13 protein-coding genes are annotated in these 15,088 nt (G+C 44.7%); all 13 read left to right on the top strand.

Annotation, left to right across the window (positions count from 1 at the left end):
• The first annotated feature begins 13 nt into the window (after positions 1 to 13).
• The 13 genes from buk (at position 14) to BUB66_RS04215 (ending at position 15,049) form a co-directional block, all read left to right on the top strand.
• Positions 14 to 1,099: a butyrate kinase gene (gene buk, locus BUB66_RS04270; RefSeq protein ID WP_073255182.1), complete on the top strand. Its 1,086-nt coding sequence runs from the start codon at positions 14 to 16 to the stop codon at positions 1,097 to 1,099.
• Positions 1,092 to 2,000, top strand: a complete 909-nt coding sequence (locus BUB66_RS04265) for a bifunctional enoyl-CoA hydratase/phosphate acetyltransferase (RefSeq protein WP_073255179.1) — start codon at positions 1,092 to 1,094, stop codon at positions 1,998 to 2,000. The genes buk and BUB66_RS04265 overlap by 8 nt, the downstream gene beginning before the upstream one ends.
• Positions 1,997 to 3,751: an indolepyruvate ferredoxin oxidoreductase subunit alpha gene (iorA, locus tag BUB66_RS04260; protein ID WP_073255176.1), complete on the top strand. Its 1,755-nt coding sequence runs from the start codon at positions 1,997 to 1,999 to the stop codon at positions 3,749 to 3,751. Before BUB66_RS04265 ends, iorA begins: the two co-directional genes overlap by 4 nt.
• Positions 3,751 to 4,332: an indolepyruvate oxidoreductase subunit beta gene (locus BUB66_RS04255; protein WP_073255173.1), complete on the top strand. Its 582-nt coding sequence runs from the start codon at positions 3,751 to 3,753 to the stop codon at positions 4,330 to 4,332. The genes iorA and BUB66_RS04255 overlap by 1 nt, the downstream gene beginning before the upstream one ends.
• Before the next feature lie 151 nt (positions 4,333 to 4,483).
• Positions 4,484 to 6,064 carry a sodium:neurotransmitter symporter family protein gene (locus BUB66_RS04250; protein ID WP_073255169.1) on the top strand — a complete coding sequence of 527 codons (1,581 nt, stop codon included), beginning with the start codon at positions 4,484 to 4,486 and terminating at the stop codon, positions 6,062 to 6,064.
• A 20-nt stretch (positions 6,065 to 6,084) separates the two neighbouring features.
• Positions 6,085 to 6,186, top strand: coding sequence for a MetS family NSS transporter small subunit (locus tag BUB66_RS12005; RefSeq protein ID WP_143156205.1), 102 nt, complete (start codon positions 6,085 to 6,087; stop codon positions 6,184 to 6,186).
• 84 nt (positions 6,187 to 6,270) lie between these two features.
• Complete coding sequence (locus BUB66_RS04245) at positions 6,271 to 7,872, top strand: sigma 54-interacting transcriptional regulator (protein ID WP_073255165.1); 1,602 nt, start codon at positions 6,271 to 6,273, stop codon at positions 7,870 to 7,872.
• Positions 7,873 to 8,017: 145 nt separating this feature from the next.
• Positions 8,018 to 9,205 (top strand): methionine gamma-lyase, encoded by a 1,188-nt coding sequence (gene megL / locus BUB66_RS04240; RefSeq protein ID WP_073255162.1) that lies wholly within the window; start codon positions 8,018 to 8,020, stop codon positions 9,203 to 9,205.
• Between the two features lie 26 nt (positions 9,206 to 9,231).
• A complete protein-coding gene (locus tag BUB66_RS04235) occupies positions 9,232 to 10,533 on the top strand; it encodes a Na+/H+ antiporter NhaC family protein (RefSeq protein WP_073255159.1) in 1,302 nt (433 codons plus the stop codon).
• 160 nt (positions 10,534 to 10,693) lie between these two features.
• Positions 10,694 to 11,518 carry a histidinol-phosphatase gene (locus tag BUB66_RS04230; protein ID WP_073255156.1) on the top strand — a complete coding sequence of 275 codons (825 nt, stop codon included), beginning with the start codon at positions 10,694 to 10,696 and terminating at the stop codon, positions 11,516 to 11,518.
• A gap of 14 nt (positions 11,519 to 11,532) precedes the next feature.
• Entirely contained in the window at positions 11,533 to 12,015 is a 483-nt protein-coding gene (trmL, locus tag BUB66_RS04225) for a tRNA (uridine(34)/cytosine(34)/5-carboxymethylaminomethyluridine(34)-2'-O)-methyltransferase TrmL (RefSeq protein WP_073255153.1), read from the top strand.
• A complete protein-coding gene (rlmD, locus tag BUB66_RS04220) occupies positions 12,012 to 13,397 on the top strand; it encodes a 23S rRNA (uracil(1939)-C(5))-methyltransferase RlmD (protein WP_244269746.1) in 1,386 nt (461 codons plus the stop codon). The genes trmL and rlmD overlap by 4 nt, the downstream gene beginning before the upstream one ends.
• A gap of 410 nt (positions 13,398 to 13,807) precedes the next feature.
• Positions 13,808 to 15,049: a dicarboxylate/amino acid:cation symporter gene (locus BUB66_RS04215; protein ID WP_073255150.1), complete on the top strand. Its 1,242-nt coding sequence runs from the start codon at positions 13,808 to 13,810 to the stop codon at positions 15,047 to 15,049.
• Positions 15,050 to 15,088 lie beyond the last annotated feature (39 nt).

Here is a 15,088-nt window from a genome sequence, read left to right as displayed (position 1 = left end):
GCGGGATGGTTTTATGGGGTTATATATACTTGCAATAAATCCGGGCTCAACATCTACTAAGATATCGATATTTGATGGTGAAAACGAAGTTTTCACCGAGAATATAGTGCACAATTATGAAGAATTGAAGAAGTTCAAAAAAGTTATAGATCAACAGGACTACCGCTATAAAGCCGTAATAAATGCTTTAAAGGAAAGGAGATTTCCACTAGACAAAATAGATGTAATTGTAGCGCGTGGAGGAATAATGCGGCCTGTGAGAGCCGGGACGTACCGCATAAATGAAAAGATGCTCGAAGACTTAAAAAATGCAGTGGGAGGAGAGCACGCTTCTAACGTTTCGGCCTTCATCGCCCACCGCTTAGCAAAAGAAAAGGGCATCCCGGCGTACGTAGTTGACCCGGTTTCGGTTGATGAAATGGAAGATGTGGCGCGGATTTCTGGGCTATTCGGAATAGACAGAAAGAGCCTTTCCCATGCGCTCAATATCAGGCGCGTCGTGTATAAAATTGTCCAAGAGCTGGGGAAAACACCAACGGAGCTCAATTTCATAGTAGCCCACCTTGGGGGAGGAATTTCCATTGCTGCCATCGAAAAAGGGCGGATGGTGGATGTGGAGAGTTCAAACTGCCAAGGACCCTTTTCCCCTGAAAGATCAGGCGGGCTGCCCATACTGGAGCTGGTTGAATTGTGTTACAGCGGCAAATATACGAAAGAGGAGATAAAAAGAAAGTTAATCCAGGAAGGCGGTCTTTATTCGTACCTCGGCACGAAAGATGTAAAAGAAGTGGAAGAAAGGGCACAAAATGGCGATAAAAAATCCGCACTCCTTTTAGATGCCATGATATACCAGATAGCCAAAGGCATAGGAGAGATGGCGACAGTATTGAAAGGCGAAGTGGACTTTATAGTCCTCACAGGGGGTATTGCCAGGTCCGAGCGGATCTGTGACGCTATATCGGAAAGAGTAGAATTCATTGCGCCGGTAAGGAGGATTCCGGGCGAGGAGGAGATGAAGGCATTGGCAGAGGCGGTGTGCCGAGTGATGAAAGGTGAAGAGGAAGTTTTATGCTACGGGGAGGAATTTCAATATGTTTAAAAAATTTACCGATATGCTGGAAAAATTGAGAAACTTCCCCCCTTTGCGCATAAGTGTAGTACAGGCCGCCGATGCCGTAGTATTGGAAGCCATCAAGGATGCCTGTAACGAGGGGATAATCGAGCCGATTTTAGTCGGGGAAAAAGAAAAAATTCAAAGAGAGGCGCTGAGAGCAGGATTTTCTTTTGAAAATGTCGAAATTGTAGATTGTTCGGCGGAGGAAACTCCCTTTACCGGTGTTCGCTTGGTTCGGGAAAACAAAGCCGATGTGCTCATGAAGGGGGTGATTGATACTGCCGTTTTCATGAAGGCTGTCCTAAATCCCGATTTTGGTTTGAGGACTGGCGAGCTTCTAAGCCATCTGGCGGCCTTTGAAGTGCCCAATTTCGACAGGATAATTTTCGTGACCGATGGCGGCGTAAATATCGCGCCAAACCTCGAAGAAAAGATTTCCATCCTGAAAAATGCAATAAGAGCCTTAAGAGCTATCGGTTATTCCGAACCAAAAGTAGCCGTGCTCTCTGCGGTGGAGGCCGTTTCTTTTAAGATGCAGTCTTCGGTAGATGCCGCTATCATCGCGAAAATGGCGGAAAGAAACCAGATAAAAGGCGCTTTGATAGATGGCCCCTTGGCCTTAGACAACGCCGTAAGTGAGGAAGCGGCTTTGCACAAGGGTATAAAAAGCCCGGTAGCAGGCAAAGCCGACCTAATCCTGGTCCCCAATATTGAGACGGGCAATGCTTTGGGAAAATCCATGACATTTCTTGCAGGGGGTCTTATGGCGGGTATAGTCGTCGGAGCAAAGGCACCGATAGTCCTGCCGTCGCGTGCGGATTCACCCCTTTCCAAATTGATGTCAATAGTTTTAGCATGTCTTATTAAGCGAGGTGAAGATTTTTGAAGAAAGCATTTCTTACCGGAAACGAGGCGATAGCCAGAGGTGCTTATGAATTCGGAGTAAGTTTTGCATCTGCCTATCCGGGAACTCCCAGCACTGAAATATTGGAAAATATAGCAAAATACCCCGAAATATACGCTGAATGGGCTCCAAACGAAAAGGTGGCCCTCGAAGCTGCAGCAGGAGCTTCTATGGCCGGCGCAAGGGCTGTAGTTTCGATGAAGCACGTGGGTTTGAATGTGGCGGCTGATCCCCTTTTTACTCTGGCATACACTGGAGTTAATGGAGGTCTTGTCATTGTAACTGCCGATGACCCGGGTATGCACAGCTCCCAAAATGAACAGGACAACAGAAATTTTGCCCCCTTTGCGAAAATTCCCATGTTGGAACCTTCTGACAGTCAGGAGTCAAAAGACCTGATTGGCGAAGCTTTGAAAATAAGCGAGATGTTTGATACCCCGGTTCTTTTCAGGACAACAACGCGCATTTCGCACAGCAGAAGCGTTGTCCAGTTGGGGGAGAGAAGTTCTTTTGGTGTGAAGCCTTATTCCAAGAATCCGGGAAAATTTGCCATGATCCCCGGATTTGCAAGGAAAAGAAGAATTAATTTAAAGGAAAGACTTAAAGCACTCGAAGATTTTAGCGAACAGTTCCCTTACAACAAGGTAGAGTGGGGAAAAAATAGTGAAATAGGAATAATAACGAGCGGTATCAGTTACCAGTACGTAAAGGAAGTCTTTGGCAATGAAGTAAGTGTGCTGAAGCTCACGATGACCTTCCCCCTTCCCAAAAAACTCATCGCTGCTTTTGCAGAAAAGGTAAAGGAGCTCTATGTGGTTGAGGAGCTAGATCCGTACCTCGAAAACCTGATAGAGGCGATGGGATTCAAGGTAAAGGGCAAGGAGCTAATTCCGGAAATTGGTGAATTAACCTCTGAGATACTCAGGGAAAAACTTAAAGGGGAAAGGCAGAATAATGACCTCGGACTATATGCTCAACTGCCTCCAAGGCCTCCAGTGTTATGTCCAGGATGCCCGCATAGGGGTGTTTTCTACGTTCTAAAAAAGATGAAAGCGGTAGTGACCAGCGATATTGGGTGTTATAGCCTGGGTGTGCTTCCTCCATTGGAGTCCATCGACAGCATCCTGTGCATGGGTGCCAGCATAAGCATGGGGCACGGATTTAAAAAGGCTTTTGAGGTTAACGGAGAAGATGCTACAGTGATAACAGTCATCGGAGATTCCACTTTCCTGCATTCGGGCATTACGTCCCTAATGGATGCGGTATATAACCGGAGCAACACCATAAATATAATTGTAGATAACAGTATTACTGCAATGACCGGCCACCAGCACCATCCCGGCACGGGGTACAACGCAAAAGAAGAACCAGCTCCAGCGGTATCTCTGGAAGCAATTTGCAGGGCTATTGGCGTCGAAAAGGTGGTTGTGGTAGATTCTTACGATTTGAAAGCGGTAGAAGGCGCGGTAAAAGAGGCAATGAAATACAAAGACGGTCCGAGCGTGATAATAGCGAGAAGAGCCTGTGCGTTACTGAAAGGGAAAGGACCAAAGGGACTCTATGCTGTAAATGAGAAAAAGTGCAGGAAGTGCAAAATATGCTTGAGGCTTGGATGTCCTGCGATCCAGGTCAAAGACGAGAGGCTGTTCATTAGCCCCTTGAGCTGCGTTGGGTGCGCGGTATGCGCCCAGGTTTGTCCTTTCGGCGCAATAGAAAAGGCAGGTGATGAATAATGGCGGTAAAAAACATATTCATTTCAGGTGTTGGCGGGCAAGGGACGATTTTAGCTGGGAAGGTTATAACCACTGTTTTAGTTAATCTTGGCTACGATGTTAAGATGTCCGAGGTTCACGGGATGGCCCAAAGAGGAGGAAGTGTGGTAACTCAGATAAGATATGGCGAGAAGGTTTATTCGCCACTCATCGAAAAAGGAAAGGCGGATGTACTATTAGCTTTTGAAAAGCTCGAGGCGGTAAGGTACGTGGAGTATCTTGCACCGGAAGGCACTCTCATAGTCAATGACCTTGAGATGCCCCCGGCATCGGTATTGATAGGCAAGGAGGAGTATCCCGCTGATATCGTGGAGCGACTAAAGGAAAAAATAGAAAATATGATACTGGTAGATGCGGTTGGCATTGCAAAAGAATGCGGGGAGATGAGGGCTCAAAATATGGTATTAGTAGGTGTCTTGGCTAAAGTCATGGGATGGCCCAAAGATGCTTTAATAAGTGTAATAAGAGAGGTCGTACCTGAAAAATATGTCGATGTAAATATAACGGCTTTTGAAAGAGGGTGGGACATGGGTGTGATATGAATCGTTTGATATTTTTTTGGTAAAAAGTTATAGAATATTTTTAAAAGCAACCATTTTATTCAATTGTTCAAAGGTAAGATAATTGTCTTGAAAAGGGAATATTTCTTATGTATAATTTAACTCAAATATAATTTTTAAAGGGAGGGTTCGTATGGCAAATAACAGGGAAAATTGGGGTACAAAATTAGGACTCATCCTTGCAATGGCCGGGAACGCTATAGGCCTTGGCAACTTCTGGCGGTTTCCCTACCAGGTCGCCAAAAACGGCGGCGGCGCTTTCATGCTTCCTTACTTTGCTGCATTGCTCCTTCTTGGAATTCCTCTTATTTATGTAGAATGGATGCAGGGCCGGTTCGGTGGAAAATACGGCCACGGCACCGTAGGCTGCATGACCTACCTGCAGGCACGGGAGAAAGTAGGGCATGCAACTGCGGCCTTCTTGGGAGCGCTTGTAGGAATGCTTGTGTTTTCAGTGACAACTTTGGTAAATGCTTATTATACGCAGATAATAGGTTGGACTCTTGGGTATTCTTATCTTTCATTGACGGGCGGCTACATGGACGCGGCTAAGTCTACAGGAGAAGTTTTTGTAAGTTATATTCAAAATCCAGTGATGTCCCTTGGATTCTGGGCTTTGGCTCTGGCTATGCTTGCTTATGCCCTTGCTCGCGGAGTTCAAAAAGGTATTGAAGCATGGGCAAAAGTTATGATGCCGCTTCTTTACCTATTCGGACTAATCCTTATTGTAAGGGCTTTGACCTTAGGTTCGCCGGTAAACCCCGATTGGTCTCCCATAAAAGGACTCGACTATCTCTGGAGTCCGAAGTGGAATGAACTCAAATGGGAATCGGCATTGGCGGCTGCAGGTCAGATATTCTTCACCTTATCCCTTGGAATGGGAATAATCCAAAACTATGCATCTTACTTGAAACCCGATGACGACATAGTTCTTTCGGCAACTACTACGGTGTTTTTGAATGAATTTGCAGAAGTGATCCTGGGCGGTACCATCGCGATACCGATAGCCTTTACTTTTCTTGGCCCTGAAGGCATAGCGGGTGGCGTTGGGCTTTCGTTTATAGCGCTTCCAAACGTATTCAGGATGATGCCAGGGGGACAGTTTTTTGGCGCTTTCTGGTTTTTGGTATTGTTCTTTGCAGGTTTTACGTCGGCGATTGCGATGTACAACTACCTGATAACCATCCTTGAAGAAGACCTAAGCGTGCCGAGAAAATTGGCTGCTATATTGGTATTCGGTTTTTATATAGTGGTGGGACTGCCGTCAGCACTAGAACCGATCGTGACCAAAACTGCCGACCTTGCTTTCCTCACAGAACTGGACAACTGGGTGGGCAGCTATTTCCTTGTAGTGGTAGGCCTTTTGGAAGCAATAGTAGTTGGCTGGCTGTTCGGTGAGAAGAAGACCCTCCAGGAAATAAACTCCGGAAGCCATTGGAAATTGTCGTCTTCTTTCTTCAACTTGATGATAAAGTATATTACTCCTATTACAATTGCTGTGCTGCTAATTTTCTCGACAAAGAGTTATATCGAGAGCGGTTATTTCAAATGGGTACCTAGCTTTGTTGAAGGAACGCCAGTCCTTGTCCCGTGGGTTCAAGGAGCGCGCCTGCTGCTTGTTGGAATCCTAACTTTAGGATTCATCGAAGCGTATTACACTATACAGAGAAAGTACGGTAAGAGCGCTCAAGTGCAGAAGAGCATAAATGCTTAATGCCGAAGGAGGGCAAGAAAATGTCAGGCGGTGCTTTGTTTTTCATGATATTGGCATGGGCAGTGATACTTGGAGGTTGCTACATTACTCTGAGCAATCTAGTAAAGTATCAGGCGAAATAAATTTATTAATTTAAAAGGAGCTGCAAACGTGCAGCTCCTTTCTGCGTTTTACTTTCTCAAGACCTGCTTCCTTGAGGTGATAATATGGGCGAAACAATTTGTTTTGTGGTTAAGACCAAAGATAGGGTTGGTATGGCCCTCGACATTTTAAAAATACTTTACAGGCACAGCATAAACCTGAAGGCTATGGAAGTGGCACCCGGATTAGCCTTTTTGAAAATAGAAAAGGCCGAAGGCCTTTCTTACGACCTTTTGAAAGAGCAACTGCTTCAGGAAAAAGATGTGTTGGAAGTTGAAAAGATAAAAATGATGCCTCAGGAGAAAAAGGAAAGAGAAATAAAAGCCGTTTTGGATGCCACGGTTGAAGGCATAATCGCCATCGACAAGAACGGCATAATTACGGCGTTCAATCCGGCAGCAGAAAAAATACTAAAAATCAAGGCTAAAGAAGCCATCGGAAGGCCTGTCGCAGAAATACTTGCTCCGGACATACCTATGTTGAAAACTTTGCGGACTGGAGAAAGTTACGACAATGTGGAAATCGTTTTGAACAACCAAAAGACCAAAAGTCACTATATAACCTCGGGACGTCCCATCCTGGACCAGGACGGCAGTCCTGTGGGAGTTGTGGCGTCGCTTCAGGATATTGAAAACGTGATGGAACTAGTATATTCCTTTGCCCAGCCGGCGGTGATAACCTTCGAGGAAATTCTTGGGGAAAGCGAGAAGATGAGAAGAGTAAAGGAGATAGCAAAGATTGCCGCAAAAGGTAATTCTACCGTGCTAATAAGAGGCGAAAGCGGGACGGGCAAGGAACTTTTCGCCCGTTCCATTCACATGGCAAGTCCGAGGAAAAATAGGCCCTTCGTCGCCGTAAACTGTGCTGCGATTCCGGATACGCTTCTAGAGAGCGAACTATTTGGCTACGAGGAAGGCGCTTTTACGGGAGCAAAAAAAGGCGGAAAGCAGGGGCTTTTTAAATATGCCGACAAAGGTACTCTTTTTCTGGACGAGATAGGTGAACTTTCCACCTACCTGCAAGTGAAGCTCCTCCGGGTGCTCCAGGAGGGTAAAATTAGGCTGGTAGGCGGGAACGAAGAAATACCCGTGGACGTTCGCATCATTGCTGCTACCAACAGAGACTTAGAAAAGCTCATGAAGGAAGGCCAGTTCAGGGAGGACCTTTATTATAGGCTAAATGTCATTCCCATTTTCATACCGCCCCTCAGGGAACGGAAGGAAGACATTCCGATTTTGGCGAGGCATTTAATAAAGAAGCTGAGCCAAAAGGTGGGTAAAAGGATTAACGATATAAGCTCCGAAGCGATGAAAAAACTTATGGAGTACGACTGGCCAGGAAACGTGAGGGAGCTTTCAAACGTAGTAGAGAGGGCCATAAATCTGTGTGACGATGAAGTCATCGGAGTCGAACATTTAGTATTAAAAGAAGAAGAATTGAGTGACTCCCTTTACGTCAGAAAGCCGTGCGGTAAAACGCCCTGTAAGAATCTGAAAGAAGCGGTGGAGGAAGCCGAAAAAAGGGCAATTCTTGAAGCTCTCTCGAAGTCGAAAAGCATAAGGGAAGCTGCAAAGCTGCTCGGGGTGACCCATGCTACCGTCTTGAACAAGATGAAAAGGTACGGGATAAAGAAAGAAACCTACTGGTCGGAGGAAATGGTAAAATAAATAACCAAAGGTAATGATATTAACCAGAAAAATCGACAGAATGGTAAAAAAATTTACCGAAAAGGCCTAAATCAGGCCTCGGAAACGTTGGTACGGTTTTTGCGAGAGAGTTTTGTGTAGAAAATCACTCGGGAGGGAGTTTTTTATGGGTTTTAACACAAAGGCCATTCACGCCGGACAAAAGCATGACGCGGTGACCGGGGCCCATGTTACGCCGATTTACCAAACTTCGACCTTCGTTTTTGAAAATGTCGACCAGGGTGCGAGGCGCTTCGCCGGTGAAGAAGGAGGTTATATTTACACCAGGCTAGGCAATCCCACCGTTACTGAGCTGGAAGAAAAAATGGCGATTTTGGAAGGCGGTGAGGCAGCTATAGCCACTGCTTCCGGCATGGCAGCTATTTCTACGGTGCTCTTTACCCTGTTAAAGCAGGGGGAACACATAGTAGCAAACGACACCCTTTACGGGTGCACCCACAGCTTTTTGAGCCATATAGCTCCCAAATACGGGATAGAAGTTACGTTTACTGACCTTTCTGACCTTTCGAATCTCGAAAAAGCCATTAAGCCCAACACCAAAGTGGTATATGTGGAAACTCCGGCCAACCCCACATTGAAGCTGGTGGACCTCAAGGAGACGGCGGAAATAGCCCACCGGGCGGGTGCGAGGGTGGTCGTCGACAACACCTTTATGACGCCATACTTGCAAAGGCCCATCGAGCACGGGGTTGACATTGTGGTCCACAGCGCCACCAAGTATATAGGCGGCCACGGAGATGTAATTGCGGGTATAATCGTCGGACCGAAGGATTTGATAACCGAAATGAAGATGCCGTATCTTAAGGATATCGGGGGAGTAATCAGCCCCTTTGATGCATGGCTCCTTTTGAGGGGGATAAAGACTCTGGGCCTCAGGATGGACCGTCACTGCCAGAATGCTCAGAAGGTGGCGGAATATTTGGAGAACCATCCGATGATAGAAAAGGTATACTACCCAGGGCTTCCTTCCCACCCGCAGCATGAGCTGGCCAAAAGGCAGATGGATGGGTTCGGTGGAATGATAAGTTTCGAACTCAAAGGCGGAATAGAGGCAGGCAAGGTTTTAATGAACAGCGTTAAATTGATAACCCTTGCGGTGAGTTTGGGATGCGTGGATTCTTTGATTCAGCATCCGGCTTCAATGACGCATTCTCCAGTGCCGAGAGAGGAAAGGTTGAAAGCTGGTATTACAGATGGCCTTGTGAGGCTTTCAGTTGGTATTGAGGATGTGGAGGATATTATTGCGGACTTGGACCAGGCTTTAAGGCGGGTTCAAGAAAGCTTGCAAGCTTAATTTTTCGAAATAGAAAGGAGATGTAGATGAAGAAAAAGGAAAAGCCGATATCGCTTTTGCCTCTTTTGATATTCCTTGCAATTTTTTTGGGAAGCGGCCTTTATTTCAATAGCAAGGGCGTTGAATTTGCCTTTTACCAAATTCCTTCTCCGGTAGCGGCTATGGCTGGTATTGTCGTTGCATTTGTCATCTTCAAGGGTTCTTTGGATAAAAAGATGGAAAGCTTTATTAAAGGCGTAGGAGATTCAAACATCGTAATAATGTGTATGATTTACCTGCTTGCCGGGGCTTTTTCCACGGTAGCTAAAGCGATGGGAGGAGTCGACTCCACTGTCAACTTCGGGCTGTCGGTGATTCCGCCTAATATGATACTGCCCGGATTATTTTTAATAGCTGCTTTTGTTTCCACGGCTATGGGGACGTCCATGGGAACGATAGCTGCTATAGGTCCGATTGCCGTCGATATGGCTATAAAAGCTCAGATACCTTTGCCGGTAGCTGTGGGCACTGTGGTGGGCGGCGCCATGTTTGGCGACAACCTTTCAATGATTTCGGATACCACCATAGCCGCCACCCGTACTCAGGGTTGCGAGATGAAGGACAAATTCATAATGAATTTCAAAATAGCATTACCTGCAGCACTGCTGTCGATAGCAATACTTGCGCTTTCTGGTACAACGGGAAATATACCTCAAGGATTGGAGTACAATTTTGTAAAAATACTGCCGTATATTTTCGTGCTTGTGCTGGCATTGATGGGACTTAACGTGTTTCTCGTGCTTTTGATAGGAATTGTTTTGGCTGGTGCAATAGGCCTTGCCGATGGAAGCTTTACTTTGCTTGATTTTACCAAAAAAGTGTACGAGGGCTTTGGGTCCATGCAGGAGATATTCATCCTCTCGCTCTTGATAGGTGGCCTTGCAGCGATGATTGCTGAAGCAGGAGGCATTGATTACCTCTTAAATGTGATTAGCCGAAAAATCAAGAGCCGCAAAGGAGCGGAACTGGGCATAAGTGCCCTGGTATCGGTTGCGGACATTTGTACGGCCAACAACACCGTTGCGATCGTAATTACGGGCCCGATGGCGAAGAAATTGGCCGAAGAAAACGGCGTCGATCCGAGGAGGAGCGCGAGCTTGCTCGACATATTTTCGTGCGTATGGCAGGGCATCATCCCTTACGGAGCCCAGCTTCTCTTGGCAGGAAGCATAGCGAAACTGTCGCCGGTAGAGATTATACCTTATCTTTATTATCCTTACTTCCTTGGAATATTCGCCCTGGCAGCAATAGCTTTCGGTTTTCCCAAAGCAGCTCAAGCAAGGAGATAAGTAAAGAAAAATGGCTGTAGACTGTCGACAAACAAGTCGACGGTCTTTTTTATATTTTGAATAAAGTAACTTTTGCCACGGGCTTATCTTTTTAGGATGCAAAGTATGCTATAATAAAAATATCACAAAAAAACTACCGAAAGGGGCAAAGTGAAGGGAAATGACGGTACTTGGAGATTACCACGTTCACCTGGAACAAGGACCTTACACTATCGAATGGGTGAAAAAATTTTTAGAAGAGGGTAAAAAAAGGTCTGTAAAGGAAATCGGTTTTTCGGAACACTGCTACAGGTTTTACCAGGCAAAGCATCTTTGGAGAAGTGACGGACCGAGGGGAAGATGGCACGAAGAAAGGGCAACTGAAGATGTGGAGGAGTACATAAAATTGCTAGAAGATGCAAAAAAGCAGGGTTTTCCGGTAAAGCTCGGCGTTGAAGTGGACTATATTCCAGAATGGGAAGATGAAATAAAATATTTTGTTTCGTTTTACCCCTTTGACTACGTAATCGGAGCGGTTCACTGGCTGGGTGACTTTGGATTTGACAATCCGGATTTTATGAGAGAATGGGAATCAAGGGACATTTATAAGACCTATATCGAGTACTTCGAGGTGCTGACAAGCGCGGTATCTTCAGGGATTTTTGATATAATTGCCCATATTGATGTAATAAAAGTTTTCGGCCATAAAACCGAAGAGGACCTTTCTCCAGTATATGAAAAAGTAGCAAAAGCTATGAAAACGGCGAAAGTTTGCGCAGAAGTAAGCACTGCTGGTCTCAGGAAGCCGGTGGGAGAGATTTACCCAACGCCGGACATAATGTTGCAACTCAAAAAACACGAAATCCCCATAATCGTAAACTCCGATGCCCACAGACCTGAAGATGTGGGAAGGGATTTCGATAAAGCTTTGGAATATGTAAGGTCTTTTGGTTTTAAAAATCTATGCTATTTCGAAAAAAGGAAAAGGTTTTTCTACAAAATATAAAAGAGGCGGTATAAATGTTTCATATTGTCTTGGTAGAACCGGAAATACCTCAAAATACCGGAAATATCGCTCGCACCTGCGCGGCGACCGGATCGGTGCTCCATCTTGTAGGTCCCCTTGGCTTTTCCTTGGAAGACAAGTACCTCAAAAGAGCGGGGCTTGATTACTGGCATCTGGTGGATGTGAGGTACTACGAAAATTATAGGGAGTTTGAGGAGAAAAACCCCGGTATATCGGCTTACTTTCTCACGACAAAAGCGGAAAAATGTTATGCCGATGTGCACTACGAGCCGGGCACTTATCTTGTTTTCGGAAAGGAAACGGCGGGCCTTCCTTTGGAACTCTTAAAAGCCAACTGGGAAAGATGCGTAAGGATACCCATGCTGGAAGAAGCAAGGTCATTGAACCTTTCAAATTCCGTGGCCATAGTGCTTTATGAAGCGTTAAGGCAGAACGATTTTAGAGGTTTAAAAATCAAGGGTCCCTCGTCGAAATGAGAAAATTAAGCTTTGGCGGTGAAGTTATGCTTCAAATAGGGCAAAAAATTGAAATAGAAATAACAGGAATGGCTCATGAAGGACAGGGAGTAGGGAGAGTTAATGGCCTTGCAGTCTTTGTCGAAGGAGCTTTAAAAGGCGAGAAGGTTCTTGCGAGGATAGAGAAGGTATCTAAAAATTACGCCATTTCCCGGGTGGAAAAGATTATTGTGCCGTCGCCCGAAAGGGTTGAACCGCCCTGTCCTTATTCGGAAAAATGCGGCGGCTGCTCGCTGCAGCACCTTTCATACAAAGGACAGCTTGATTTCAAGACTCAAAAAGTCAAGGACAATTTGGAAAGGATAGGGCATATACATACTACGGTGCTCGAAACTATAGGAATGGACATTCCATTTAAATACAGAAATAAGGCCCAATATCCGGTGGGGAAAAAGGATGGCCGGGCTGTACTTGGATTTTACAAGAAAAGGAGCCATGAACTCGTGCCGATAAGAAGCTGTCTGATACAGCATGATTTGAGCTGGCAAGTGGCGGACCTGGTCGGAGAATGGGTGGAAAAATATCAAATACCAGTTTACGATGAGATAAAGCACGAAGGTCTTTTAAGGCACGTAGTAACAAGGATTGGGGCAAAGACCGGTGAAGTTATGGTTGTACTAGTAATTAATGGAAAAGAAATTCCTCGTTTAAAAGAGCTTGTAGACGCTTTGGAGAAAAATGTAGAGGGACTTACAAGCATTTATTTGAACATAAACACGAAGAAGACAAATGTGATTTTGGGCGAAGAAAATATACTGGTATATGGAAAAACCTATATAATAGATTTTATAGGTGAAATTAAATTCACCCTTTCTCCTAACTCCTTTTTCCAGGTAAATCCGGTGCAGGTGGAGGTGCTTTATAGCAAAGCTTTAGAATACTCGGCCCTTACCGGCCAAGAGACGGTTATCGATGCCTACTGTGGTATAGGCACCATAACACTTTTTTTGGCAAAAAAGGCAAAGAAGGTTTACGGCATAGAATTAGTCCCCGATGCGGTAAAAGATGCCCTAAAAAACGCGCGGTTAAACGGAATCGAGAATGTGGAATTCATAGAGGGAGCATCGGAAGAAGTAATGTTCCGGCTACTGAAGCAGGGTGTTAGGGCCGATGTTATAGTTATGGACCCTCCGAGAAGGGGGTGTGAAGAAGGGCTGCTCGAGGCTGCTGTCAAGATGAATCCTTCCAGGATGGTGTACGTCTCGTGCAACCCGGCCACACTTGCCAGGGACCTGCGTTTCCTGGAAGACAGGGGCTATAAAACCGAACTGGTGCAGCCCGTAGACATGTTTCCATTCACCCATCACGTCGAGTGCGTGGCGTTAATCCGTTTGATATATTAAGAGAAAGAAGTAAACCATAAAGAATTCGCAACGATTATATGAAAGAAAATAAAAAAAGGAAAAATAAAAAATATTCAAGAAGGAAATTAGTTTTTTTTGTAGTAATTTAAAAATAACAAATGACATGACCACAAAAGCAATTACCGCTAAGCTTATGTGGGCGTTGGGCCATAACAACAAATTTTAAAAAACCATTTCCTTTATGTTATTGAGGCACTGCCCTTTCCCGAGCATGATTCTAAACTGTACAAGGGAGGTGAGAGGAAACTTTTAAGTAAGTTGTCAGAAGGGGTCTTGTTTTGTCTAAAAAATCTAAGTTAAGCAGTGAAAACAGCAAAATCAAAGAAAAGCTAAAATTTTAAGAGTTTTATTTGGCTAACAAAAAAATATCGAGATAGGGGGCGTGAAATATGGGAGTGGAACGGACCTTAAAGCTTGGTAAAAGACCGTTATATTCTCTTATAGCGGTTATTATAGGTACTATTGTAGGATGGGTAGTTGGGCCAAATGTATCAGCCCTAAAGCCATTTGGTGATGTTTTGATAGCACTTTTGAAATTTATTGTGGGCCCGTTGATTTTTGTATCTATAGCTACAGCAGTGACTACGGTTCAAAGCTTTAAGAGACTCGGGAAAATATTTGCCGGTTTCATAGTCTATTGGTTTATTCTTGGTCTTATTGCAGCAATTGTAGGTTATACAATAGCCAATATGATTAAACCCGGTATGGGTGTTCAATTGGGAGCAAAGGAAATCGAATTAGCAAAAGTATCTGCAGCTCAGGTATTGCTTAGTTTCATACCGAGTAACCCAATTAAGGCATTTTTAGAACTTAATACTATGCAGATTATAATTATGGCATTGTTGACGGGGTTTGCTGTTGCTTTCCTGGGTAACATTGCTCCTGAAGAATACAATTTTCTCAAGAAAATGTTTGAATCATTGCAAGCATTGATATATAAAATTGTAGACATTATACTGTGGTATGCGCCGGTTGGTGTCTTTGCATTAATGGCAAACTTAGTAGGTACAGTAGGTACAATAGGGTTGGCGTCTCTTGGGAAGATGGTATTTACTCAATGGGTAGCATATCTTGCAATTCTATTAGTTATTCATCCCTTATTTATGTTGCTGTTCTTGAAGGTAAATCCAATAATATTTTGGAAAAAGGTATACCCTGCTATGCTAACGGCCTTTGTCACGCAGAGCAGCTCGGCTACATTACCTATTACTCTAAGAGTGACAAAGACTTTAGGAGTTCCAAGTGATGCAGCGGATGTTATAATACCCCTTGCTGCTACCATTAACATGCAGGCAGTGGCTGCAGAAATGCCAATATATGCTGTTTGGGTCGCACAAATGAATGGAGCACATTTAACTGTAGCTCACATTGCTGTTGCATTGATGATGGGAGTCTTTGGGGCAGCAGCTTGTGCAGGAGTTCCAGGTGGCGGTATTATGATTGCTGCCTTAACACTTCAGACATTGGGACTACCTTTAGACCCTGTAGGGTGGATAGCGGGCATTTATGTTGTTATTGATATGTTCAATACAATGCTTAACGTTACCGGTGACCCGTTGGGTGTTATGGCCGTTTCAAAATTTGTGTTGAAGGAATTCGATAGGCAAAAGTTCCAGGCTCCTTCTGAATAATCCGGACCTTTTCTTTCGGCATTACCTGGTCGTTAAATT

The organism is Caldanaerovirga acetigignens (assembly GCF_900142995.1).
Taxonomy (GTDB): Bacteria; Bacillota; Thermosediminibacteria; order Thermosediminibacterales; family Thermosediminibacteraceae; genus Fervidicola; species Fervidicola acetigignens.
The sequence above is the reverse complement of the archived record's forward strand: the minus strand, read 5'-3'. Positions and strand labels throughout refer to the sequence as shown.

What these genes read in the sequence shown, in the direction of transcription:
- BUB66_RS04255 (WP_073255173.1), top strand. Translation starts at nt 3,751, where the DNA reads ATGGCGGTAAAAAACATATTCATTTCAGGTGTTGGCGGGCAAGGGACG.
- BUB66_RS04230 (WP_073255156.1), top strand. Translation starts at nt 10,694, where the DNA reads ATGACGGTACTTGGAGATTACCACGTTCACCTGGAACAAGGACCTTAC.
- BUB66_RS04215 (WP_073255150.1), top strand. Translation starts at nt 13,808, where the DNA reads ATGGGAGTGGAACGGACCTTAAAGCTTGGTAAAAGACCGTTATATTCT.
- BUB66_RS12005 (WP_143156205.1), top strand. Translation starts at nt 6,085, where the DNA reads ATGTCAGGCGGTGCTTTGTTTTTCATGATATTGGCATGGGCAGTGATA.
- megL (WP_073255162.1), top strand. Translation starts at nt 8,018, where the DNA reads ATGGGTTTTAACACAAAGGCCATTCACGCCGGACAAAAGCATGACGCG.
- BUB66_RS04235 (WP_073255159.1), top strand. Translation starts at nt 9,232, where the DNA reads ATGAAGAAAAAGGAAAAGCCGATATCGCTTTTGCCTCTTTTGATATTC.
- BUB66_RS04245 (WP_073255165.1), top strand. Translation starts at nt 6,271, where the DNA reads ATGGGCGAAACAATTTGTTTTGTGGTTAAGACCAAAGATAGGGTTGGT.
- BUB66_RS04265 (WP_073255179.1), top strand. Translation starts at nt 1,092, where the DNA reads ATGTTTAAAAAATTTACCGATATGCTGGAAAAATTGAGAAACTTCCCC.
- BUB66_RS04250 (WP_073255169.1), top strand. Translation starts at nt 4,484, where the DNA reads ATGGCAAATAACAGGGAAAATTGGGGTACAAAATTAGGACTCATCCTT.
- buk (WP_073255182.1), top strand. Translation starts at nt 14, where the DNA reads ATGGGGTTATATATACTTGCAATAAATCCGGGCTCAACATCTACTAAG.
- trmL (WP_073255153.1), top strand. Translation starts at nt 11,533, where the DNA reads ATGTTTCATATTGTCTTGGTAGAACCGGAAATACCTCAAAATACCGGA.
- rlmD (WP_244269746.1), top strand. Translation starts at nt 12,012, where the DNA reads ATGAGAAAATTAAGCTTTGGCGGTGAAGTTATGCTTCAAATAGGGCAA.